At 35.4% G+C, this 24,783-nt stretch carries 22 protein-coding genes; all 22 read right to left on the bottom strand.

Annotated features, from left to right (window positions below; translation table 11 throughout):
- Position 1: 1 nt before the first annotated feature.
- The 22 genes from pgeF to CIB95_RS02715 all read right to left on the bottom strand — a co-directional run bounded on the left by pgeF (position 2) and on the right by CIB95_RS02715 (position 24,649).
- Positions 2 to 805, bottom strand: coding sequence for a peptidoglycan editing factor PgeF (pgeF, locus tag CIB95_RS02820; protein ID WP_094921509.1), 804 nt, complete (start codon positions 803 to 805; stop codon positions 2 to 4).
- Positions 806 to 875: 70 nt separating this feature from the next.
- Positions 876 to 1,148 carry a YlmC/YmxH family sporulation protein gene (locus tag CIB95_RS02815; protein WP_094921507.1) on the bottom strand — a complete coding sequence of 91 codons (273 nt, stop codon included), beginning with the start codon at positions 1,146 to 1,148 and terminating at the stop codon, positions 876 to 878.
- 128 nt (positions 1,149 to 1,276) lie between these two features.
- Positions 1,277 to 2,056, bottom strand: a complete 780-nt coding sequence (sigG, locus tag CIB95_RS02810; RefSeq protein WP_094921505.1) for an RNA polymerase sporulation sigma factor SigG — start codon at positions 2,054 to 2,056, stop codon at positions 1,277 to 1,279.
- A gap of 83 nt (positions 2,057 to 2,139) precedes the next feature.
- Positions 2,140 to 2,859 (bottom strand): RNA polymerase sporulation sigma factor SigE, encoded by a 720-nt coding sequence (sigE, locus tag CIB95_RS02805; RefSeq protein ID WP_094921503.1) that lies wholly within the window; start codon positions 2,857 to 2,859, stop codon positions 2,140 to 2,142.
- Between the two features lie 25 nt (positions 2,860 to 2,884).
- Positions 2,885 to 3,799: a sigma-E processing peptidase SpoIIGA gene (spoIIGA, locus tag CIB95_RS02800; RefSeq protein WP_094921502.1), complete on the bottom strand. Its 915-nt coding sequence runs from the start codon at positions 3,797 to 3,799 to the stop codon at positions 2,885 to 2,887.
- A 199-nt stretch (positions 3,800 to 3,998) separates the two neighbouring features.
- Positions 3,999 to 5,120, bottom strand: a complete 1,122-nt coding sequence (ftsZ, locus tag CIB95_RS02795) for a cell division protein FtsZ (RefSeq protein ID WP_094921500.1) — start codon at positions 5,118 to 5,120, stop codon at positions 3,999 to 4,001.
- A 43-nt stretch (positions 5,121 to 5,163) separates the two neighbouring features.
- Positions 5,164 to 6,438 (bottom strand): cell division protein FtsA, encoded by a 1,275-nt coding sequence (gene ftsA / locus CIB95_RS02790; protein WP_094921498.1) that lies wholly within the window; start codon positions 6,436 to 6,438, stop codon positions 5,164 to 5,166.
- Positions 6,439 to 6,682: 244 nt separating this feature from the next.
- Complete coding sequence (locus tag CIB95_RS02785) at positions 6,683 to 7,447, bottom strand: cell division protein FtsQ/DivIB (RefSeq protein ID WP_094921496.1); 765 nt, start codon at positions 7,445 to 7,447, stop codon at positions 6,683 to 6,685.
- Positions 7,448 to 7,688: 241 nt separating this feature from the next.
- Positions 7,689 to 8,603, bottom strand: a complete 915-nt coding sequence (gene murB, locus CIB95_RS02780) for a UDP-N-acetylmuramate dehydrogenase (RefSeq protein WP_094921494.1) — start codon at positions 8,601 to 8,603, stop codon at positions 7,689 to 7,691.
- Positions 8,604 to 8,783: 180 nt separating this feature from the next.
- The gene (spoVE, locus tag CIB95_RS02775; RefSeq protein WP_094921492.1) at positions 8,784 to 9,887 is read right to left on the bottom strand and encodes a stage V sporulation protein E; all 1,104 of its coding nucleotides are present in this window, start codon (positions 9,885 to 9,887) and stop codon (positions 8,784 to 8,786) included.
- 45 nt (positions 9,888 to 9,932) lie between these two features.
- Positions 9,933 to 11,288 (bottom strand): UDP-N-acetylmuramoyl-L-alanine--D-glutamate ligase, encoded by a 1,356-nt coding sequence (gene murD / locus CIB95_RS02770; RefSeq protein ID WP_408607171.1) that lies wholly within the window; start codon positions 11,286 to 11,288, stop codon positions 9,933 to 9,935.
- Position 11,289: 1 nt separating this feature from the next.
- The gene (mraY, locus tag CIB95_RS02765; protein ID WP_094921490.1) at positions 11,290 to 12,261 is read right to left on the bottom strand and encodes a phospho-N-acetylmuramoyl-pentapeptide-transferase; all 972 of its coding nucleotides are present in this window, start codon (positions 12,259 to 12,261) and stop codon (positions 11,290 to 11,292) included.
- Between the two features lie 3 nt (positions 12,262 to 12,264).
- Positions 12,265 to 13,632, bottom strand: coding sequence for a UDP-N-acetylmuramoyl-tripeptide--D-alanyl-D-alanine ligase (locus CIB95_RS02760; RefSeq protein ID WP_094921488.1), 1,368 nt, complete (start codon positions 13,630 to 13,632; stop codon positions 12,265 to 12,267).
- Positions 13,633 to 13,634: 2 nt separating this feature from the next.
- Complete coding sequence (locus CIB95_RS02755) at positions 13,635 to 15,095, bottom strand: UDP-N-acetylmuramoyl-L-alanyl-D-glutamate--2,6-diaminopimelate ligase (RefSeq protein ID WP_094922150.1); 1,461 nt, start codon at positions 15,093 to 15,095, stop codon at positions 13,635 to 13,637.
- Between the two features lie 122 nt (positions 15,096 to 15,217).
- Positions 15,218 to 17,158 carry a stage V sporulation protein D gene (locus tag CIB95_RS02750; RefSeq protein WP_094921486.1) on the bottom strand — a complete coding sequence of 647 codons (1,941 nt, stop codon included), beginning with the start codon at positions 17,156 to 17,158 and terminating at the stop codon, positions 15,218 to 15,220.
- A gap of 343 nt (positions 17,159 to 17,501) precedes the next feature.
- Positions 17,502 to 19,718, bottom strand: coding sequence for a penicillin-binding protein (locus CIB95_RS02745; RefSeq protein ID WP_158217549.1), 2,217 nt, complete (start codon positions 19,716 to 19,718; stop codon positions 17,502 to 17,504).
- A 12-nt stretch (positions 19,719 to 19,730) separates the two neighbouring features.
- Positions 19,731 to 20,096 (bottom strand): cell division protein FtsL, encoded by a 366-nt coding sequence (gene ftsL, locus CIB95_RS02740; RefSeq protein ID WP_158217548.1) that lies wholly within the window; start codon positions 20,094 to 20,096, stop codon positions 19,731 to 19,733.
- Between the two features lie 12 nt (positions 20,097 to 20,108).
- Positions 20,109 to 21,038: a 16S rRNA (cytosine(1402)-N(4))-methyltransferase RsmH gene (rsmH, locus tag CIB95_RS02735; RefSeq protein WP_094921480.1), complete on the bottom strand. Its 930-nt coding sequence runs from the start codon at positions 21,036 to 21,038 to the stop codon at positions 20,109 to 20,111.
- Positions 21,039 to 21,090: 52 nt separating this feature from the next.
- Positions 21,091 to 21,522: a division/cell wall cluster transcriptional repressor MraZ gene (mraZ, locus tag CIB95_RS02730; RefSeq protein WP_094921478.1), complete on the bottom strand. Its 432-nt coding sequence runs from the start codon at positions 21,520 to 21,522 to the stop codon at positions 21,091 to 21,093.
- A 119-nt stretch (positions 21,523 to 21,641) separates the two neighbouring features.
- A complete protein-coding gene (gene bshC, locus CIB95_RS02725; protein ID WP_094921476.1) occupies positions 21,642 to 23,267 on the bottom strand; it encodes a bacillithiol biosynthesis cysteine-adding enzyme BshC in 1,626 nt (541 codons plus the stop codon).
- 75 nt (positions 23,268 to 23,342) lie between these two features.
- Positions 23,343 to 23,732 carry a DUF3397 domain-containing protein gene (locus tag CIB95_RS02720; RefSeq protein WP_094921474.1) on the bottom strand — a complete coding sequence of 130 codons (390 nt, stop codon included), beginning with the start codon at positions 23,730 to 23,732 and terminating at the stop codon, positions 23,343 to 23,345.
- A gap of 14 nt (positions 23,733 to 23,746) precedes the next feature.
- Positions 23,747 to 24,649 carry a 2-dehydropantoate 2-reductase gene (locus CIB95_RS02715; RefSeq protein WP_158217547.1) on the bottom strand — a complete coding sequence of 301 codons (903 nt, stop codon included), beginning with the start codon at positions 24,647 to 24,649 and terminating at the stop codon, positions 23,747 to 23,749.
- Positions 24,650 to 24,783: the final 134 nt, after the last annotated feature.

Below are 24,783 nucleotides of genomic sequence, written 5' to 3'. Positions count from 1 at the left end.
TTCAATCCTCCTGTTTCATACCAATAAAACCAAACATTCTTCCAGTACTCCCATTTTCTTTGCGATGGGAAAAGAACAACTCATTTTGACAACTCGTACAATATGGTGAGATAGAGATATGTTGCTCGATTACACCAGCTTCTATAAGAATTTGTCGGTTAAGTTCTTTTAAGTCTAGCATATAACCATTGCTTGTAGTTTCATAAGACAAATGATTATTCTCACAACTCTTGTTTACTTGTTCAATTACTCTGTTATCGACTTCATAACAGCACGCACCTATTGAAGGTCCAATATAAACATGTACGTTTTCTGCTAAAATATCTTCCTTGTTTTGTAATTGCTCAATCATTTTGGCGGCTATTTTTGAAGTTGTACCTTTCCAACCTCCATGAGCGATAGCTACGATTGCAGGGTCTTCAACTGCAAAGAACAATGGGACACAGTCTGCGAAGGCTGCTGTTAAAAGAATGTCAGCCTCCTTAGTATACAAGCCATCCGTTCCCTTTATCGCGTCTTCATAGTCGTATACACCTTTTCCAAGGTCCAATGTAGTTACTTCTTTAATAACTGTGTCATGGACTTGATCAGCACATACCCAATTGTTTAAAGGAAAATTTATAGCACTTGCTACTTTTCCTCTATTTTGTACAACCGTTTCCTTCTTATCATGTACATGTAAGCCTAAATTTAACGATGAAAAGGGTGGAGTGCTTGCTCCACCATTTCGAGTCGTCATTCCTATTGTTAGTTTTTTGTCACCGAGCTTTGTCAATGTGAAATTATCGCGCAAGTCTTTGTACATATTTTTTCACCCAAATCTTTTTCATATGTTAATCATATCTGATTTTCTTACTTCCTTCTAGTATTTACTACTACACTTGGTTTTCGTTTGGTCCCGAATGGTCGTTCATATCATAATGACGTACTAAAATGACATCACTACCAATTTTAATAATGTTTCTCCACGGTATAATTACTTCTTCTTCTTTTCCAAACATACCTAATATTTTTCCGCTGCGCATTATAATTATTGCGTCAATTTTTCCTGTAGATAAATTAATATCTAAATCACTAACATGACCAATGCGCTTTCCATCATTAATATTTATAACATCTTTAACTTGAAATTCAGAAATTTTTATCATTGTCTTCTCCTACCTTTCCTTTACATATATATATGAACAACCCATTGTAGTTATGAAATACGTAACTATGTCTATACGAAAGGTAGCGTTTATTTATACAAAAATAAAGCCTGTCCAAATCGGACAGGCTAATGTTGAATATGCTTATTCATTTGTTTTATAGCTGCTTTTTCCAAACGTGACACTTGTGCTTGAGATATTCCAATCTCATCAGCAACTTCCATTTGTGTTTTTCCTTGAAAGAATCTCTTCGTAAGTATCATTTTTTCTCGCTCATTTAAGCGACGCATTCCTTCTTTTAGGGCTATTTCTTCTACCCATTGCAAATCTTTTTGCTTATCATCACTAATTTGGTCCATGACATAAATTGGGTCTCCACCATCATTATAAATTGGCTCAAATAGTGATACAGGATCTTGAATAGCATCTAGTGCAAATACAACATCTTCTTGTTGAACATCTAATTCATCTGCAATTTCTTTCGGAGTTGGTTCACGGTTTGTTTTACTCATTAACCTTTCACGTGCTTGCAATGCTTTGTACGCTATATCTCGGAGTGACCTGGATACTCTAATCGGGTTATTATCTCGTAAATATCTACGGATTTCACCGATGATCATAGGTACAGCATACGTCGAGAAACGAACATTTTGACCTAAATCAAAATTGTCGATAGACTTCATTAATCCAATACAACCAACTTGAAATAAATCATCAACATATTCGCCTCTGTTGTTGAACCTTTGAATTACACTAAGTACTAATCGCAAGTTCCCGTTTACTAATTTTTCCCTTGCTTGTAATTCACCAGATTGCATTTCTCTAAACAATTTTCTCATTTCTTCATTTTTTAAAACTGGTAACTTTGACGTATCAACGCCACAAATTTCAACTTTATTGCGAGCCATATCTTTCCCTCCTAACAGGAGATGCTGTACAAGTAAAGTATCTCCTTGAGTGGGAAATTTATGCATTTAAAAATAAGATGGCATTACACCATCTTATTAAATTCCTTTTGTAATCGCTTAATGATACGCTTTTCTAGGCGAGAAATATAAGATTGTGATATTCCTAAAAGGTCTGCAACATCTTTCTGAGTTTTCTCTTCATCACCTTCTAAACCAAATCGTAAAAGCATAATTTGTTTCTCTCTGTCATTTAACGTATGAAGTGCTTTTTTCAATAATCTTTTATCAACCGTTGCTTCTATATCTTTTGTTATCACATCATTTTCCGTACCCATAACATCAGAAAGAAGCAATTCATTTCCATCCCAATCGACATTTAATGGTTCATCGAACGAAACTTCCGATCTTGTTTTATTATTCCTTCTTAAATACATTAAAATCTCATTTTCGATACAACGGGAAGCATATGTCGCTAGTTTAATTTTCTTTTCTGGGTTAAACGTATTTACTGCTTTAATAAGCCCAATCGTCCCTATACTAATTAAATCTTCAATATTAATCCCTGTATTTTCAAATTTCCTTGCAATGTATACGACTAAACGCAAGTTTCTTTCAATAAGTATGGACCTTACAGCTTTATCACCAGATGGTAATTGACTTAAAAGTTCTGCTTCCTCTTCTTTGGATAATGGCGGAGGTAATGCTTCACTTCCTCCAATGTAATAAACTTCATCAGTCTTCAGCCCAAGTTTTATTAATAGTTTGTACCACAATAATGTAAGACGAATTTTAATTTTTTTCATGTTTATCCCCCTTGTACCGTATACATTATGCTGATTGTGTAGACTGACCTAGAACGATCATTTTTGGATGGACAATACACCCATACTCATTTTCACTTGATAACGTTGTTGTACTAAATGCAACTAATCCTTTTCCTACTACATAATTAACGTCATCATGCCTAATCGTTAGCTTGTCAGGTTTGATTGCGATTAAAAATTGATTACTACTTCCTACTGCACGATAAGGGATAATTTTCATTCGATGCTCCCAAGCACAGTTTTTTGTTTCTTCTTCATCCATCCCAATTGTTGTTGGATTTTCGATACGATGTAAAAATGTTTTCGGCAACTGTTCTTTGCAACTTTTTGTGTCCATGATTAATACTGGGGCTCTCGTAATTGGGTCATTTAATTGGTTTCCACTATCTATTAATCCGACAGTTTTTATTGTTACTTCTCCTACAACCACGGTTACATCAACGAGTTGGTCAAAATGTACTTTTCTGACCTCAATTGAAGAAAATCTACTTTTCGAGTAGTAAAAGATGAGTGGGAATCCTATGATGACAAATAGCCAACTAACCGGGTCGCCGATTTCATAATTACTTTGCGTTTCCAGCCATTGCACATTAAATAAATAATGCACTCCTAACATTCCACCACCCATAACGAACGTAACAAAATAAAACATCGCAACATTTTGCATATAAGTAGTTAACCGTGTAAAACCAAATGCTGCGAGGACAATAACAAGCGAAAACATAATTTTTACCAAGGGCAAAGAAAAAATATAATTATAAGGTGTGAACATAAACAATACTATCGTCGATCCAATAAATGCACCTAAAATTATACGCCACTTTGTTATACGTCTTTTTAACACTAGTCCCGTCAACAATAATAACAACGCATCAAAACAAAAATTTAAAAACCAAATGACATCTAAGTATATCGTCAAAGGGTTTCTCCTTTCTCCAACTATTTAAATTAAGTATATAGTACATACTATTTTGAAGTGTGTCGGTTCATGCAGTAATTTTTCGGAGATTTTGTCTTTTTTCGCTACTGTTGATTATGACGAGGTTTTTTTCATATTTAACCGCAAAATCAAGAAAAATAAAGCATAAAAAAAAGACCCCAAAAGGGATCTAATTTTATTATCTGCGACGACTACGGTTACGTAAGAATGCCGGAATATCTAAAGGATCTTCCGCTCCATTACGTTGTACAGTAGTTGTTGTAGTTTTTTGTTCAGTTGTTTTTTCTTCACGAGCTGTCCCTGAAACAAAAGTCTTTTGGCGAGCTGGCTTTGCAGCAATAGTTGCTTGTTCAACAAACCCTGTAGCAATTACAGTTACCATAATTTCTTCTTTCATTTCTTCATTAATAACAGCACCAAAGATCATGTTTACATCTTGGTCAGCCGCTGAAGCTACAATATCTGCTGCTTCATTAACTTCAAATAAACTTAAATTTGCTCCACCAGTAATGTTCATTAATACACCTTGAGCTCCATCAATTGACGTTTCAAGTAATGGACTTGAAATAGCTTTTTTAGCTGCTTCAGCTGCACGATTTTCACCACTTGCAGCCCCAATTCCCATTAATGCAGATCCTTTGTCAGACATAATAGTTTTTACATCTGCAAAGTCTAAGTTAATTAGTCCTGGTACGGCGATTAAATCTGAGATACCTTGTACACCTTGACGTAATACGTTATCCGCTTCACGGAATGCTTCTAACATAGGTGTATTCTTTTCAACAATCTCTAGTAAGCGATCGTTTGGAATTACAATTAAAGTATCTACGCTATTTTTTAGTGCTTCGATTCCAGTTGCAGCTTGACTTGAACGTTTTCTTCCTTCAAATGTAAACGGTCGAGTAACTACACCTACAGTCAATGCTCCAATTGATTTCGCAATATCAGCAATTACTGGAGCTGCACCAGTACCAGTTCCTCCACCCATTCCTGCTGTTACGAATACCATATCTGCACCGCTAAGTGCTTCTTCAATTTGTTCTCGGCTTTCTTCAGCAGCTTTTTTTCCTACTTCAGGGTTAGCACCTGCACCTAATCCGCGTGTAAGCTTCCCACCAATTTGCATACGTGTTTCAGCCTTCGATAAATTAAGAGCTTGTGCATCAGTATTTACAGCAATAAACTCTACACCTCGAACACCGTGTTCAATCATTCGGTTTACTGCATTATTTCCTCCACCACCAACACCAATTACTTTAATTGTTGCAAGTGATTCCATATTTGTATCAAAATCTAACATATCAGATCCTCCTATTTGGTCATTGTACGATGATGTCTGCTTTTTACTCGAAGAAATATTTAGTCCAGTTTTTAATTTTTGCCAATGCATCTGTATTTTTTTCTTTTTTAGGCGCTTTTTCTTTCTTTATCGGAACTTCTATATCTTCAATAATTCCAGCAGCTACTTCCTTACCTTTACCTTGTACTTTGACAAGATGATCTGTAAATTTAATAAGGCCTACGCTTGATGTGTATTGAGGCTCACGAACTCCAATATAATCTGGCACCGCTATGCGAACATGGTGTTGTAACACTTCAGATGCTAAATCTAATAAGCCTTCTGTAGATGAAACTCCTCCAGTTAAAACATATCCACCTGATAAGTCTTTGTAACCTAATTTACGAACTTCCAATTCGACAAGCTGTAAAATTTCAACTAAGCGCGCTTCGATAATATCACTAATTTCTAATTGGCTTTTATCAACATGCTTATTTCCACCGATAATTGGTACTTGGAAAACGACATCTTCAGAAGCATTATCGTAAAAAGCATGTCCATATTTCAGTTTTAAAGTTTCTGCAACGTCTGTCGTAGTTTTTAGGCCGATTGAAATGTCTTTCGTAATGTGATCACCACCAACAGGGATTTCAACCATGGCTTGTAAGTGGCCTTGATCAAAGATGGAAACGGTTGTCGTTCCTCCACCGATGTCAACTAGGGCAGTTCCAATATTCCTTTCATCCTTTGATAATGCCGTCATCCCAGATGCTAATGGTTCTAGGCAAACATAAGAAACATTTAATCCTGCACGTTGAACACATCGCTCAATATTATGTAACACAGTTTTAGAACCAGAGATTATTGTTCCATGCATTTCTAAACGAACACCAATCATTCCTCGTGGTGCTGTAATGCCAGAAAGTCCATCAACGATAAATTCTTTCGGGATAACATCCATAATCTTACGGTCTAAAGGTATAGAAACTTGAGCTGCTTCCATAACTCTAGCAATATCTTGATCATCAATCTCAGGAACTCTTTTTTCACCTGAGACAGCGACAACGCCATGAGAGTTTTGAAGAGAAATATGATTCCCTGAAACGCCGACAATGACATTTTTAATCTCTAATCCTACCATTTTTTCTGCTTGTTCTATCGCGTTTTTGATAGAATGAACGGTTAAATCTATATCAACAATGGAACCTTTTTTGATTCCTTCTGACTTTGCTGTTCCTACTCCAATGATATTAAGTGCCCCGTTGGTCATTTCACCAATGATAACTTTTACATTGGATGTACCGATGTCTAAACTTACGTATACTTCATTGCTGTTCATTCTATGGCACCTCCTTAGCTAACGCTTATATATCTAAATTGTTTTATTATTAGTAATCTATTTATTATACAATGATATCAATAACCTATTCTATGAATAAATTAAATTCCCTTCTTTTTGTACCATTTTTTTGAACTTTCCGCAAGATATTCAATATAATTTCTTCTATTTTTCTTAATTATTAAATAATATTGCGTGAAATAGGAAGAATTAAGAGATAGATGGAAAAATTCTTTATCATTTCTCAATTATTATCCTCAGCATATTCAAAGTAAGAACCGACTTCGAGGTGAATAATACCTTCCGGATAACCTTCTAATTTCAACTCTTCCAATATGGAAGGATAAAAAGAAATGTTTTGTGCTAAATTACCAATACTAGCAAGTACTTCATAACCATCATTCATAAATAATAGTAGTCTCCATGGATCGATATCAGAAGGGACATGGTGAATTTCTGATATTCTACCACTAATCGATTGTTCAATTTTCACCAATTGCTCTGCTAATGCTTGTAGGTCTTCACCTTGTTCCCAATTCACTAAGATTGGCGCATTTACAGCCCATTCTTTTTCCGATAAAGGTTTCAGAATCTTACCGCTTTCAATAATTGGAAAGTATTTACCGTCAATTTGCAAATAGGCAATATGGCGATGCTCTTCAATCGTTATTGAAATTTTGTTATACCAGTTTTTTTCAATCTTAACATCACTTACTTGCTCCAATGCGTGAAGCTTGTCTCGTACGATGTTCAAATCAATCTCCCAAAAGTTTAATTCATTTGTTAATTCGCTTTGCTTTATTACTTTTTCATCTGAAACATATATATTTCCACTAATCTCGATTTCTTGTAAATTACTTAATGGAGATTGTGTATATACGATAAAAGCGATGAGTAAAAAGAATACAGATATGTAAAAGATTAGCCTTTTATTTGCTTTTTGTTTTCTTAATTCTTTCAATCGAGGAATTCGATCTTCAATTGAAGATACTTTATTATTCGTATTCATAGTTTCACCACCATTATTATACACTTGAGGAAAATAAAAACTCACCAAATGGTAAGCTTTAGCAAATACAAGGCTCCTTACATTTCAATGAAATATTATTTCGATGGCAAATATGCTTCCTTCTAAATAATAGAGCGAAGAAAGAACGGCATATGCCGTTCTTCTCTATTTCTTTTGTAATTAGAAAATATTTGTAATTATTATACCATATATTCAGAAAATTTTACTCGCTATTTTGTTGCTACTTTTTCCCTCGCCCACCAATGATTTCTACTTCTGTCTCCATTTCAACAGAAAATTTTTCTTTTATTGTCTTCTTTATAAAAGCAATTAAGTCTGTCACATCTTTTGCTTTTGCATTTCCTGCATTTACAATGAAATTGGCATGCATCTCTGAAATTTGTGCACCACCAATTTGATGTCCTTTAAGTCCCGCTTTTTCTATAAGCGCACCTGCATAGTCAGGGAGTGGATTTCTAAAAATACTTCCTGCACATGGGAAGTTCCAAGGCTGTGACTTCCTACGATAATCTTTATTTTTTTGCATTATTTCAACAATTTCTTCTCTGTTCCCTTTTTCTAGAGAAAAAACTGCTTCTAAACAAACTCCTGGTTTTTCTTGCAGTAGGGAAGTTCGATAAGAAAAGTCCATTTCCTCACAATTTAGCCATGTCATTGTACCGTCTTCAAATAATATGTGTGCTTTTTTAAGTATTTTTGATATATCTGATCCATGAGCACCAGCATTCATAAATACTGCTCCACCTACTGAACCTGGAATTCCACCAGCAAATTCAAGACCAGATAAACCTTGCTTACTAATTACAGTTGCAAGTTTAATAATCGGATAACCACCACCGACTGTAATTTCTTCCTCATCAATTTCTAAATGATCGAGACCGTCAGATAGTTTAATGACAACGCCTTCAATTCCATCGTCATCAACTAATAAATTTGACCCTCTTCCGATTGCTCGCCAATTTACGTTTTCCTCTTTTACAATACTAATAATCTTTTTAATTGCATTAATATTTTCAGGAATAACTAAAATATCAGCTGGCCCACCTATTTTTAATGTCGTATGGTTTGCCAGTGGTTCGTCTATTAATATTTTTCCAACTTCAGCATTTTCCAGGCGTTCTATTATGTGCTTCATTATTTACCTCCTACTACTGTACGTTCATCTTTTGTAATGTATTATATGGGTAAAAACTTATGAACGTTCAATGAATAACAATTCTTTACAAGTATAAAAAAGTAATCTATATAAAAAGAATAAACCTTGCCATAAGCAAGGTCAATAAGTACAACGTATCCTTTTCATTATTGTAGCCTATTAAATCCTCGAATAACGACTAATATTTAACAATACACCAATAGCCATTAAGGTTAGTGTAAGTGAAGAACCACCATAACTAAGAAAAGGTAAAGTAATTCCGGTAACAGGAAACATCCCTGTTACAACACCGATATTGATTATGACTTGTATAGCTATCATCGCAATAATTCCGATCGCTAGAAAACTACCAAATAAATCTGGCGCACCTAGCGCTACCCTTACTCCTCGCCATAAAAGGAGAGCGAACAGTAAAATGACAAATGTTCCACCAATAAAACCTAACTCTTCAGCGATAATTGCAAATATAAAGTCTGTTTGTGGCTCTGGTAAATAGAAGAATTTTTGTCTACTTTGTCCCAAACCTAATCCTAAGAGTCCGCCAGGTCCAATCGCTAACAATGATTGAATAATTTGAAATCCGCTTCCTAATGGATCTTCCCATGGATCTAAGAACGAGGTGATTCGTTTAATCCGATAAGGGGCAGATAACACTAATAATGCAAAGCCCGCTAATCCGATTAATCCTAACCCGACAAAATGACTAATTCGGGCACCAGCAACAAAAATAATCACGACACTAGTACCTACTAAAACAGCACCTGTCCCTAAATCTGGCTGCAACATGATAAGCCCAAACGCCAGCATTACAATTCCTAAAGTGGGAACAAGCCCCTTTTTAAAGTATGGAATATCTTTTTGATTTTCGGATAAATATTTTGCTAAGAAAGCAATCATTGCAAGTTTCATAAATTCTGAAGGTTGAATAGAAAACGCTCCAACCCCTATCCAACTTTGTGAGCCGTTTCGTACCATCCCTACTCCTGGAATAAGCACTACGATCAACAATAAAAAGCAGACAAGCAAAAGCGTCTTTGACCAAGTACGCCATGTCCAATAATCAATCCTCATAATGGCAAACATCGCGAAAACACCAACGCCTGCAAATAGTAACTGCCTTTTAACGAAAAAGAAAGAATCCCCATCAAATTTATATTCAGCCCAAACAGCACTTGCACTGTAAACCATAATTATTCCTATGGCAAGTAACGTAAGTGTTGCAATAACTAAAATAAAATCTGGGGGTGTTCGTTTCACCGACATTGCGCACGCACCTCTGTCCGTTAAATAAGATATTTAGGTCAAGCCCTATATCTTTAGCTTATGCACGCTATTGATAAACATGTCACCTCGTTGTTCAAACGTTTTATATTGATCCCAACTTGCACATGCAGGTGACAATAAAATTGTATCTCCAGCCTCTGAAAGTTCATAAGCGACAGGGACTGCTTGATTAACATTATCGACATGTTTGACTGTTTTAATGCCAGCTTCCTCTGCAATTTTCATAATTTTACTTGCCGTTTGCCCAAATGTAATAACGGCTTTGACATGCTGCAAATAAGGAATTAACTCATCAAAGTCATTTCCTCGATCAAGTCCACCAGCTAATAAAATTACCGGTGTTTCAAAAGCGGATAAAGCCGTTTGAGTCGCTAATATATTTGTAGCTTTCGAGTCATTATAAAACCTGCGGTCTTCAATGGAAGTGACATATTGAAGGCGATGTTTCACCCCGGCGAATGTTTGCAGCACTTTTCTAATATGATCATTGCTAACACCATACGTTTTTGCTACAGCTATTGCTGCTAATATATTTTCTAAATTATGTTTTCCTGGCAATACAATTTCACCAAGATCAACTATTTTTTCCTCTTTAAAATATAACGAGCTTTCATGAATCCATGCTCCATTATCTACTTTTTTTGTCGATGAGAAAGGAACTTTTCTTGCGATTACGTTTTCTACTAATTTTTTTACAGTTGGATCATCGTCATTATAAATAGCAATATCATCTTCTGTTTGATTAGCAAAGATTTTACCTTTTGCATGGGCATATTCTTTTCTCGTCCCATGATAATCTAAATGAGCGTCAAAGATGTTAAGAAGAACTGAAATAGCAGGTCTAAATTGATCTGTTCCTTGAAGTTGAAAGCTTGAAAGTTCTGTAACTAGTAAGTTATCTTTTGTTGCTTTTTCTGCTACTTCACAAACGACCGTTCCGATATTTCCTGCTATTAACGGTTTTTTACTTGCTCCTAAAAGCATTTCATATGTTAATGTAGTCGTTGTCGTTTTCCCGTTCGAACCCGTTATTCCAATGATAGCAGCTTCAGAAATGACCGAGGCAATTTCAACTTCAGTAATCACTTTTATTTCACGCTTCATTGCTTCGACAACAATCGGATTGTGGTAAGGAATGCCTGGATTTTTCACTACAAAATCGATTTTTCTATCAAATAGAGAAAGAGGGTGTTCTCCACAAATCACTTCGATTCCCAATGCTTGTAATGCTTTTGCTTCTTCATTTTCTTCCAACGGCTTCATGTCGTTGACAACGACATTTGCACCTAAGCGATGAAGAAGGGCTGCAGCAGCGTTTCCGCTTTTAGCAAGCCCTAAAATTAATACATTTGACCCTTTATACATCTCTTGATTTCTCACTTTATATCCACACCTCAATGTAAATTCCTAATACAGCAAGTAGAAAACCAACTAACCAAAAAGTAACAACTATACGCCATTCTGACCATCCTGATAGTTCATAATGATGGTGAATTGGAGTCTTTTTAAATACACGTTTACCTCTTGATTGAAATGATATTACTTGAATAATAACTGATAATGTTTCAATTACAAATACGCCACCAATAATAACTAATAGTATTTCTAATTTCGTAATGATTGCGATTGCCGCAATTGCACCACCTAAAGCTAGTGATCCTGTATCACCCATAAACACTTTAGCAGGATGTGCGTTGAAGACTAGAAATCCTAAAACTGCTCCTACAATAGCTACTGAAAATACCGCAACTTCGTTTTGCCCTTGACTCCATGCAAGTACTGCAAAAGCTCCAAAAGCAATCGCTGCTGTTCCGGCAAGCAAACCATCTAAACCATCTGTTAAATTTGTAGCATTGGATCCACCAATTAGAATAAGAATAATGAGGATGACATAAAAGCTCCCTAATTCATACGATAAATCTGTTCCAGGAATGGAGACAACCGTTGAAAACCCATTCTTTGTTAATACATAAAAGAAAATTGCAGCAATAATTAACTGCCCTAACAATTTTTGCTTTGAATTTAATCCTAAGTTACGTTTCAAGACTACACTTATAAAGTCATCTAAAAAGCCTATTAATCCATATCCTATTGTAACAAATAACAATAATATCATTTCAGTTGTTAGCACATTTAACCAATCTGCCATTGCAATAGAAGTAATTATTGCTGCTAGTAAGATGACAACTCCACCCATCGTAGGTGTTCCAGATTTTTTTTGGTGCTCAGGTACATCTTCACGAATGCTTTGTCCAAATTTCAACCTTCTTAAAAACGGGATAAAAATAGGTGATAAAATAACTGCAATAAAGAATGCTCCAAATAATGTAAGAATTAAATCAATTTCACGCATGTGTTACTCCCTCTCTTCCTTTACAAACACTTCTGCTAACGTTTCTAGCTTTAACCCTCTAGATGCTTTAAACAAAATAACCGTTTGTGGAGATAATGTTTTGTTAAGTTCTTCTATTGCTTCTTCTTTAGTCGGAAAATGTACAATATTTATGTTTTTGCTCTTATCCATTAGTTCAGAGGCGATCCATCGGCCTTTTTCTCCGACTGTAAATACATCAGTTACTGGAGGTTCAATAACTTCTGCAACAGATCGGTGTAAGTTTTCTTCGTCATGACCTAATTCATACATATCACCTAACACAGCAATTTTCCGATCGTAATCCTTTAATTGCTTTAACGTTTGAACAGCTGCTTTCATCGATGTTGGGCTTGCATTATAAGCGTCATTTATGATAAGGGAGCCATTTTTACCAGGAAGTACTTGCAGTCTCATTGCTGTTACTTTAACTTTATTTAAGCCTCTTTGAATGTCTTCTCTGCTTAACCCTAGTTTGTCTGCAAGTGCAATAACAAGTGATGTATTTTTCACATTATGTTCACCGAGCATCGGAATGATATATTCTTGATGATTACAAGTAAATGATATCCCTCTTTCATCGGTCTTTTTTACCATTAGTTCATATGTATTACCTTGCTTATAGCCACAATAGATTGTTTCTCCAGCGTATGCATTTCTTAGTAAAGGCTCATCGCCATCAACAATTAATAGACCATTTTCTTTTAGTCCTTCAGTAATTTCAAGTTTTGCTTTTGCAATCCCCTCTCTACTTCCTAAATTCTCAATATGGGATTCTCCAATATTAGTAATAATAGCAAAATCAGGTTTGGCAATTTCACTTAACAATTGAATCTCACCAAACTTATCCATACCCATTTCAAGTATAATACAGTTGCATTCTTTCGGCATATTTAAAACAGTGAAAGGCAATCCTAAATGGTTATTAAAATTGCCAACTGTTTTATGAGTAGTATACTTTTCAGATAGAACTGCATCTAGCAAGTCTTTGGTAGTCGTTTTTCCATTACTACCTGTTACACCTACAACTATAGGTTTTTGTTTTTCTAATAGATATGAAGCTAATTGTTGTGTTGCTTTCGTCGTATCATCAACTAAGATCATTGGAAATAAAGTCGGAATGAATTTCGGAATTGGAATATCTTTTTGCCAAAGTGCCGCAACTGCACCTTGATGAATTGCTTCCTTCAAGTAATCATGCCCATTAAACCTTTCACCGACAATAGGAATAAAGAGCGCTTTTTCCATTGGCTTTCTCGTATCCGTAGCAACTCTATTAATTTCGACATCTAAATCGCCATAGTGACGGTAGGTTGAAAAAAGATTTTTGCAGTCATGTAATGTAATGTTCATTCTTATAGCTCCTTTATTGCATTTCTTGCCACTTCACGATCATCAAATTTATAATTTTTAGTACCAATTGTTTGATAAGTTTCATGACCTTTACCTGCAATTAATATAACATCATTATCTGTTGCTTGTGAGACGGCATATTTAATCGCCTTCTCTCTATTTAATATTACTAAATATTCTTTCCCTTTTACACCTTCTTCCATGTCTTTTATTATTTTTTCTGGATCTTCTGTTCTAGGGTTATCTGATGTAAAGATTGTGACATCACTATATTGTTCGGCAATGGAAGCCATTAAAGGTCGTTTTATTTTATCGCGATCTCCACCACAACCAACGACAACAAATATTTTTCCTCTTGCAAATTCATTAATTGTTATTAATGCATTCTCTAAACTATCAGGTGTATGCGCGTAATCAACGATGACAGGAAATTTTTGACCTGCCTGAACAACTTCAAAGCGCCCTGGAACTCCAGTCACTTTTTCTAAGCTTCTTACACTTTCTTTCACAGGTACTCCTGCCGCGAAGCTTGTCGCAATTGCTGCTAATGCATTGTAAACACTAAAAATACCAAGTAACTTTAATTGCACTTTCATTTCTTCGTGCGCAGTCACTAAAGTAAATGTAGTTCCTTCTCCATTATAATCGATTTCTTTCGCTCGAAAATCTGCTTTTTTCTCAATACTATAAGATAATGTATGAGCAGAAGTAACTTTTTTCATTGTCATTGCCTGTTCATCATCTTCATTTATTATTGCAATTTTTTTATTTTCTTCATGATAAGTATTCCCTAACTGAGAGAATAGTAAGCTTTTAGCGTACTTATATTCTACCATTGTTTTATGGTAGTCTAAATGCTCTTGAGATAAATTAGTAAATACAGCAATATTGAAATCACAACCCCAAACTCGGCCATAGTCAAGGGCATGGGAAGATACTTCCATGATAACAATTTCAACATCATTATCTAGCATTCTCCTAAAAGCTCTTTGCAAAAATAATGCATCTGGCGTCGTATTCTTAACATCATAGCTTTCATTATTTATTTTCATATTAATAGTACCGATTAATCCAGTTTTCATTTGTCTATCCTGTAATATCTTTTCTAATAAATAGGAAATAGTAGTTTTACCATTCGTTCCAGTAATTCCGATTAATTTCATTTTCTGACTAGGCTTACCATAAAAAGCGTCAGCTAAAATCGCCAATGCCTTTTTCGTGTTTGGAACAACAATTACCGGTACATCTAACTTCAGTTTGTATTCTGCCACAACTGCAACCGCACCATTATCTACTGCTTGCTTCGCAAATTGATGACCATCATTATTCGATCCTCTAATACAAACAAACAAACTACCTTCTTGCTGTAGTCTCGAATCTATTTCAATGGAAGAAAGGTTAATATTAGTGTCGCCTTCATATGTGTATGAAAATAAATGCTTAAGTAAGGCTTCTAATTTCATCATTATGCAAGTTCCCCCTCTTTCAACCACGCTCTAATTTAAGCAAGCGCAATCCACTTGCAACAATTAAAACTTCCGGTATTTTTTTGAAAAAATAAGCCAAGGAAAGAAATACCTTGGCTTTAATCATCTGTATCGTCTTTAGGCTTTTCCGTTAAATAAAGCCTAACTTTGCTGCCTGCTTGCACTTTTGTACCTGGTGCTGGTAATTGATCAACGATTAGATCCCCTTTACCAGAAACTTCTATTTTTAAGTCGTAATACATATTACGAACTTCTTTCGTCGTCTTACCAATTAAGTTAGGTAATGTAACAATTAAATCGTCTTGCCATGTTTTTTCTTTTTCGATACCATCTGTTCGTTTTTCTACGTTCAAAGCTCGTAAAGCATCGTCGATAATGTTTCCAACGATAGGTGCTGCAACAACCCCACCAAATTGAACGGTATTTTTCGGGTTATCAATAGCTAAGTAGACTACGATTTGTGGGTCATCAGCAGGAGCAAATCCGATAAAGGAAACGATATGATTATCTTTCAAATACGCACCATTTACTGCTTTTTGTGCTGTACCTGTCTTCCCTCCTACTCGATAACCATCAACAAATGCGTTCTTACCAGTTCCTTGTGCAACAACACTTTCTAGTGCATGCCTTACTAACTCTGACGTTTCATTTGAAATAATTTGCTTTTTCAAGATTGGAGTTGTTCTTTCGACTACTTTACCTGTGTCTGGATTAACCCATTCTTTTGCAATGTATGGTTGATATAAATATCCTCCGTTTATTGCTGCAGATACAGCCATTACTTGTTGAATAGGTGTTACTGATACCCCTTGACCGAATGCTGTAGTAGCGAGTTCAAGTGGACCAACTCTTTCTGGAGCAAATAATATTCCAGATCCTTCACCTAATAAGTCAATTCCAGTTTTTTGACCAAAACCAAAGTCTTTTATATACGAAAATAATTTTTCCTTTCCAAGCCTCTCTCCTAATACAACAAACCCTGGGTTACAGGAATTTTGCACTACTTCTAAAAATGTTTGGCTACCATGTCCGCTTCTTCTCCAACAATGGAGGTGTGTACCGGCGACATCTATATATCCTGGATCGTGAAATTTCTCTTCCTCTAAATCTACTAAGTTCTCTTCTATTGCAGCTGTTAATGTAATAATTTTAAAAGTTGAACCTGGCTCATATTGCGCCCAAACTGGAAGATTGCGATTGTACACTTCAGGGGCTACTCGTTGATAATTTTCCGGATTAAACGACGGACGACTCGACATCGCTAAAACTTCTCCTGTGTTCGGATTTACAGCAATAGCGATAGCACCATCAGGGTTATACATGGCCATTGCCTCATCTAATTCACGCTCAATAATCGTTTGCACTTGGTGGTCAATCGTTAGGCGTAAATCTAAGCCGTTTTTAGGAGCCTCATATTCATCAGCTAAATTAGGCATTCTTCTGCCTTTTGCATCCGAAAAAAATGAAACATATCCTTTTTCACCTTTTAATTTGCTATCGTATACGAGTTCTAGACCTGTTAAGCCTTGATTATCAATACCAGCAAATCCTAAGACATGTGATAAATAATCACCGTACGGATAATGCCTTTTTGAATCTTCGGCAACGTAGACTCCATCTAGTCTTAACGCTCGAATTTCATCTGCCTTTTCATTGCTTATTTTTCTGCCTCCTTGATTAAATTTCACAATGGAAGCATTTTTCGTTACGTATTCATATGCTTGTTTCTTTGACATATTTAATGTTGCAGCTAGTTTTTCTGCAACTGCAACTGGGTCTTTAATTTGCCTTGGTACTACAAAAACTGTTGGTGCACTTATGTTTGTTGCTAACTCTTGACCATTACGATCTAAAATCTTTCCACGCTTCGGTTCAAAATCTACATTTCTCCCCCATGAATCATGCGCTTTTTCAGAAAGCCAATTTCCTAAAGATAATTGAACGTATCCTAATCTAATATCGATTAATGCAAAGATGAATAATCCACCTAAAAGAATTGCTACTAACCTTTTACGTACAGTCACATTTGAAACTCGCAAGTCAGGTGCCCCCTTCAAAATAGCTCGTTTCATTCATATGCTTGTACGTAACCGATTAGAACATTTCAAGCGTATTAGAGTGGATTGAAAAAATAGAAAAATGCTATTTTAAATGGGTAATTTTATTTGAAGTACTTCTACAATATATTGGTATTCAACAATGAGGTTAAAAAGAATAATTGAGGTATTTTCGAGTTAATAAATTTTGCTGTTAGCCAAAACAATTTTATTATGGCAAAAAAAATACCTGCTCCCTAAAAGGGGAACAGGTATCACGTTTTCTATAAGATATTAAAAATCACCGGTTAAAGCATTATTCTAAAAGACGGTTATGTGGGAGTGACTAATCCGTTCCAGTTTCATCAGTTTCATTAACCTCTTCGCTTGATTCACCTTCAGGTTCTTGCTTTAATATTTTACTTTCTAATTCAACGACTAGGTAATCGCCTCGCTTTAATTTCGTGTCCGCAGGAATGTTTTGTTTAATAACAAAGCCCGAACCAATAATGTTAGGTTTAAGTTCCATCACTGCACACAGCTTTAACACGTCCCGTTTTGACCAACCAGTCATGTTTGGTATTTTCGCTTTGCCATCGACATATAAGAACACTTTTTCACCATCATATAATACATTACCTGCATAAGGGGCTTGCTTGACTACGCGATCACCACTACCAATACGTATGACTTCTAACCCTAGAGCTTTTAATTCCGTCGATGCTTCATTGACATGTTTAGAAGTGTAATCTTTTAATGTAATAGAATGATTTCCTTTTTGTTTAGGCGAATTTTCACTATTAGTTGTCGGATCAATTTCTAAGTATTGCAAACTACTTTTCATAATCATCTTCACTGCAGTCGAAACGGGTAATGACCCTGATTGTGTACTATTTATTTTAGGTCGATCAACAGCTACATACACAATCAATTTTGGGTCATCTTTCGGCGCGAACCCTAAAAAAGAATAAATATTATTTCCCCAACCAGTTAAGTAATGTCCTGTTGCAGGGTCTGGTATTTGTGCAGTTCCAGTTTTTCCAGCAACTTGATAGCCTTCCAGATAGTATGATTTCGCTGTACCCGCCGGAGCAGTAATAACCGTTTCTAAAATATCTCGTACTCGTTTGGCAGTTTTTGCAGAAATTGGATTACTAACTATTTCAGGTTTATTTTCAAGTAACACTTCTTCCGTATCTGAATCTATTATTTTTTCAATAATGTAAGGTTTCATCATGTTCCCATCATTCGTAATAGCAGTTGTCGCTTGCACTTGTTGAATAGGTGTTATTGCAGAACCCTGTCCCCAAGCAGTAGAAATTTGCTCTAACGGGTAGTCATAAAGAAAAGTGCTGTTTACTTCATTCGGTAAATCAATTCCAGTTTTCTTTGTTAACCCCATCTTCTCGTAATACTCTAATAAAATATCAGGTCCCATTTGTTCAGCTATAATGGAAAAAGCAACATTGGAAGAACGTTGAACACCTTCTAAATAGCTAATTTTCCCCCAACCTAAACCATAGTTATGGTCATTAATAACTGTTCCATATACAGAGTATTGACCAGATTGGTACAATTCATCAGCGAAGAACATCTCTTCTTCAATTGCAGCTGCTAACGTAAATACTTTCATCGTAGATCCCGGCTCATAGCGAGCTGAAATTGCATAGTTTGTCCAGTTAGTTATATTACGTAGATTTGGGTCAAAGCTTGGACGATTACTCATCGCTAAAATTTTCCCTGTCTTTGCATCAGCAACGATGGCAATAATTTTTTCTGGATTAAATTCAGCCTCTACCTTTGTTAAAGCATGTTCAACAAACGTTTGAATTTTTTGATCAATTGTTAAATAAACATGATCACCATTATTCGGTGGGTCTATTAATTCTTTCGGATCAGGCAGCTTAAACTCCCTTTTTTTATCTGTTCGAAAAGATATTGATCCGTTCTTTTCTAATAAATAGTCATTCGTATAAGCTTCGATACCCATAACACCCTTTTCTCGTCCATCTGCGTCCGATTGGTCAAGTGTTGTGTAACCAAGTACATGAGAAGCAAAAACGTTGTTAGGATACAGTCTTCTCATGTTTTGAATGAAGCTTATTCCTTTAAGACCTAGGTTTTCTATCTGTTGTTTTTTAGTAAAACTTATATTTCTACCTTTAGGACCAAATTCGACTTGATACGCCGACTTGCTTGTTAAACGGTTTACTAGTTCACTAGTTTCAATATCAAGAATTGGTGCTAGTTTGGCTGCAACGTCATAAGGGTCATCAATAGGTTCCATTGCGCCACCATCTTTTAAGATTGCAATGATTGTATATGCTGGTACATTTTTTGCAATTTCTATCCCATTACGATCATAAATAATTCCTCTATCTGCAAAAAGCTCATGTTTTTTCGTCCATTCTTCTACTGCCATTTCCTGTAATGGATAACCTTGGACCTCTTGTTTTAGTTGAATATATATTATTCTAGATGTTAGAACGAAAAAGAGCAGGATAAATATGCCGATCATCATCCCTGCTCTTCTACTGATTTTATGGTTTTTATGTTCATTCATGTTCATCACTCACTATTGCCCTACAAATTTTACTTTTTTACTATCAAGCTTCATCCCTAGTTCTTCTTCTGCAATTTTTCGAATTCTTTCAGGTGAGCTCAATTCTGTAACTTGAAAATTTAAATCCCGATTTATTTTAAGCTGATTTTCCACCTGCTGTTCAAGCGTTTGTAATTCACGATTCTCTAAGTAAATAACAGCTGACTTTGAGACAATAGTAATCGCTAGCGTTGCTAAAACTATACTACAAGCAATGACTAGTATTTTTTCCCCCAGCGTAATTCGAAACTTTTTAGGTTTTTCAATAGGACTTCTATTAACTTTTTTTTCAACTTCCTCTTTTCTTTTCGGTTGAAGATGATGTGCTAAATTGTCCAAAATTATCACCCCTTAGTTTTTTTCTGCTACTCTTAGTTTTGCTGAACGCGCGCGTTTATTTTCTGTTAATTCATTTTCAGTAGGTAAAATAGGTTTTCTTGTCACTAATGACAATGTCGGTTTATAAGCATCTGGTATTACAGGTAGACCAGGCGGTAATTCTGGACCGGTGCTAGCTTGTTTAAACATTTGTTTACAAATGCGATCTTCTAATGAGTGGAATGTTATTACACTAATTCTACCTTTAGGTGCTATTAGCTCAATGGATGATTCTAAAGCATCTTCAAAAGCTCCTAGTTCATCATTTACTGCGATACGAATTGCTTGGAAAATTCGTTTTGCTGGATGACCACCTTTTCTTCTTGCTGGCGCAGGAATTGCGTCTTTAATAATTTCTACCAGTTCACTCGTAGTTTCAATTGGCTTTGATTGTCGATATGCTTCAATTTTCCGTGCTACTTGCTTCGAAAATTTTTCTTCCCCATATCGGTAAAAAATTCGAACTAAGTCATTAAACTCCCATTGATTAACAACATCATACGCCGATAATTCTGCATCTCGATCCATACGCATATCTAAAGGTGCGTCTTGGTGAAAACTAAACCCTCGCTCCGCCTCATCTAATTGAGGAGAAGAAACGCCTAAATCAAATAAAATGCCATCTACTTGATTAACACCTAGTTCTTGAAGTTTTTCTTTTAAATATCTGAAATTACTTTTAATAATCGTCTTATTTTCATATTTAGCTAACTTCTTCATCGCATGATCAATTGCTGTTTGGTCTTGATCAAAAGCATATAAGTGACCATTTTCGGAGAGTTGAGCCAATATAGTTTCACTATGTCCAGCTCCACCTAACGTACAATCTACATAAATGCCATCTTCTTTTATGTTTAATCCTGCTACAGCTTCGCTTTTTAACACTGTAATATGTTCGAACATTTGACACCAATCCTTGTATGTATAGTTTAGTAAATCATCATTAGTATTCGTTCTACATGTCAAAGTCAATCATATTTTCCGCAATATCTGCAAAAGATTCTCCTGATTCTTCAAAATATGGCTCCCAAATATTCTTACTCCAAATTTCAATGCGATTAGAAACGCCAATGACGACACATTCTTTATCTAATTTTCCGTAGTTTCTAAGTGGTGCTGAAATATTAACTCGTCCTTGTTTATCAATTTCACTCTCTGTTGCTCCTGAGAAGAAAAAACGAGTAAAAGCTCGGGCATCTTTTTTCGTGAATGGAAGTGATTTCAGCTTGTCTTCAAGTTTTTTCCACTCTGACATTGGATATACAAAGAGACAAGTATCTAACCCTCTTGTCACAACGAAGGTTGATCCAAGATTATCACGAAACTTTGCTGGGACGATAAGTCTGCCTTTTTCATCGATATTATGGTTATATTCTCCCATGAACATGCAGATTACCCCCTTGTCCCCACTTTCTAACTATAATTTACCACAACCCTCCACTTTTCACCACACCAATCTGAAAAAAACCTAAAAAAAGGAAAAACCCGCAATAAAATATGCGGGTTTCAAAGTTTAATTATTTTATGTTTATCATTAAAACTTAGCTCCAAATTAAGAAGCCGCTCGCAAAAATCAAGACCATAGCGATTTATATAATATATGACTGACCACATTCTTTCTTGTGGTGCTTGCAAAGGTCTCAACGCTATGTCAATATCATCAAAGCGTTTTAGATCGACTGATTGTTGCTCAACTATTATCTTCTTCACTTTGTTCTCATAATTTGTTAACTGTCTATTTAAGTATTCTAAATTATGCTTGCCATATTCATTCAAACTTGGCGATATAGTATTCATTTCTTGTCTAAGGTTACGATGAATCTTTTCTAATTCACTTTTCACTTTTCTAAAAGTACTGTCGATATCTACTTTCGTTTGCTGTTTTAACCAAGCTTCTTTTTCAGACCTTGTACCAGCAAGCAAGATAGACTTGTCTGACAATTGGTAATGTGCCATTCGTTTTTCTATATGACGTTCGATAATTGTCACCATGTGGCGCGGAACGACAGGTGGCATCTTCATATTGTACAAAGAAAAAGCATCTTTTAACAGGCCCCAGTAAGCAATTTCACCTGGTCCAGCGATAAAAGCTAACGTTGGAAATACGTAGTCTTGCATTAGTGGCCGTGTTGCTACGTTATTACTCAATAATTGTGGAGATGTTTTTGCAAAGGTTAATAATTCATCCGACTTTAGCATTACTTCATTATGCTTTCCCCAATAATAGCCCTGCTTTGTCCGCTCAAGTAATACTCGATTCCCACTACTTAAGAAAAACAAGTTTGTATCTAAATCGTCACTTGTAAAAGGGAGGGAATATTGTTCTTTCTTCATTTCTAGTTCTTTGCCTTTAATAGCCTGTTGAAGTTTCTCATTCTCCGTTATTAATTTCTCGAAAAATGGTCCTTCTAATTCACGAATTGCATGATCTTGTGCATCGACTAAAATTAATCCACTGTTAGGAAGTAACGAAGAAATTAAGTGTGCAAAAAAGTCAGTATAACTAGTTGACACCTCAATCTTTTCTTCTAATAATTGAAGTATTTCTTTCGTATATTCTCTGTCTCCGTATGTAGCAACAACTTCCCTCATCCATTTCTTAGTTATCTGCTTGTCTATTAAAACATGTGATACAGGTTCTTTTTCCGAGATTTTATGAGGAATAATGTTTTTACTAATTTTACCCTGTTTACTCGTGTAAACATGGTTAATTTCTTGAAAGTCATGATCTTCCCCAGCTATCCAAAATACTGGAACGACAGGATGACCTAATTTTTGTTCTTGCTGCTCAGCCAACTGAATAATGGAAATTATTTTATGAATGGAATAAAGTGGTCCAGTTAACAATCCTGCTTGTTGACCACCAATGACTACAGTCGTATTTGCATCTTTTAATTTTGAGATATTTTGCAACGTTTTATTAGTAAAGTTAAATTTCTTATTATAATTTGTAAGTACATGAACTAGCTTCTCTCTAGGAAAGCTTCGTTCTGCAAGTTCTTTTCGTCTTTCTTCAAAGCTTTTTTGCTCTTTATAATTGTAATGAAAGAACGACATCACTCGATCCGTTTGCTCTAAATATGTAGAGGCAAAGGCATTTTTTTGCGGCAGCGTAAGCTCTACTACTTCCATCTTCTACGCCCTTTCTACTTCTAATTACTTCTTCCGAGTATAGCAAAAGAAGCATTACTTTCAAAAGAAATTGACTTATGAAAACGCTGTAAGCACTTTTGCCGTTAATCCATAGGTAAATAAAACGAGATAACATAACACAAATAATAAAAAGTTAACACGCCATGTACCTTTTAATATTTTTAGTATGTGGATATCATCATATAAGCTCCGTTGTAACAGCGCCATCGCTATTGCTGTTACTAATATAACAATTAAGATTAACCATAAGAAAGATTGCTGCCAAATTTCGTAAATAATAAAATGAACAGAAATCATAAATAAGATGGTAGAAGCATCCGCTGCTATTTTGACCGCTCGTTTATTATCTAATAATATTTTAGAAGAAATAAAGAAAGCGAGCGCAAATCCTATAAAAGGGATAGTAACAATTGTTGCTAAAACTCCTGAAATGAAAGTTGTCATGATTTTGAATCCTCCTAGCCTCTTTCCGTAATTGCAGACATTCCTTTTATACTCTCATAAACAAATGTCGTAAAAGGCACACTAATATTTTTTTCCTTTGCTTCCCGAATGATATAACCACTTATTGCTTCTATTTCTGTTTCTCTACCTACTGTAAGATCCACTTGCATCGATGAGTCGTTGCTTGCAGTCGATCTACAAATACGAGTTATCTCTTCCCACATGTCAGCACGATTTTCTAAATTTAAAACTACCATCGCTTCGTCAAACAATTTTTTCATGACCGCGATAAAATGTTCGTTATGTAATAATTGGCCATTTTTTATTCGATATAATGCAGTTAGAGGGTTAATGACCGCATTAATAACTAATTTCTCTTTCACTATTTTCTCTGCATTTTGAGCGTAATTGACTGGGAATTTTTCAGAAGTTAACTGCTTTACAAGGACCTGAAGTTCATGTTCATTTCCCTTTAGCAGTCCAACATTGACCTTGCCTATCCCAGTATGATGTACCATATTGTCAGAAATCCTTTTGGCACCATGCTCAACGACACCTATATATATCGACTTATTTTTAAATTGACGAATTGACGTCAAATGCCCCATTCCATTTTGTACAAAAAGGAACGCATTTGCTCGCAAAATTCCTCGATTTATGTTTAAAACAACTTCTTTTATAGCCGTTTGTTTAACCGTAACAACGATTAAATCAAATTCCTGTTCAATAAAGTCGTTGCTTTGTCTTACTTCCACATCCATTTGCTCTTCTTGACCCGTTAAAGATATTCCGTGTTTCTTTATTTCCATTTCTTGTTCTTTTCGTCTGACAATGATTGTAACGTGATGATTTGCTTTCGTTAAATAGTTAGCAAACAATAACCCGATAGCTCCTCCTCCAACGATTGCAATCCTCACAATACTTCACCTCAGTTTAAGAAATAGTGTTTTTTTACTATTTTAGCATAAAAAATCGATACAAATTATATACTTCCGACAACTTTTTGCAGAATTTTTCGTTAAATGATAGTATAATATCTTATTAAGAGTAC

The organism is Lottiidibacillus patelloidae (assembly GCF_002262935.1).
In the GTDB taxonomy this organism is placed as follows: Bacteria; Bacillota; Bacilli; order Bacillales; family SA5d-4; genus Lottiidibacillus; species Lottiidibacillus patelloidae.
This window is presented reverse-complemented; position numbering and strand designations above follow the sequence as displayed.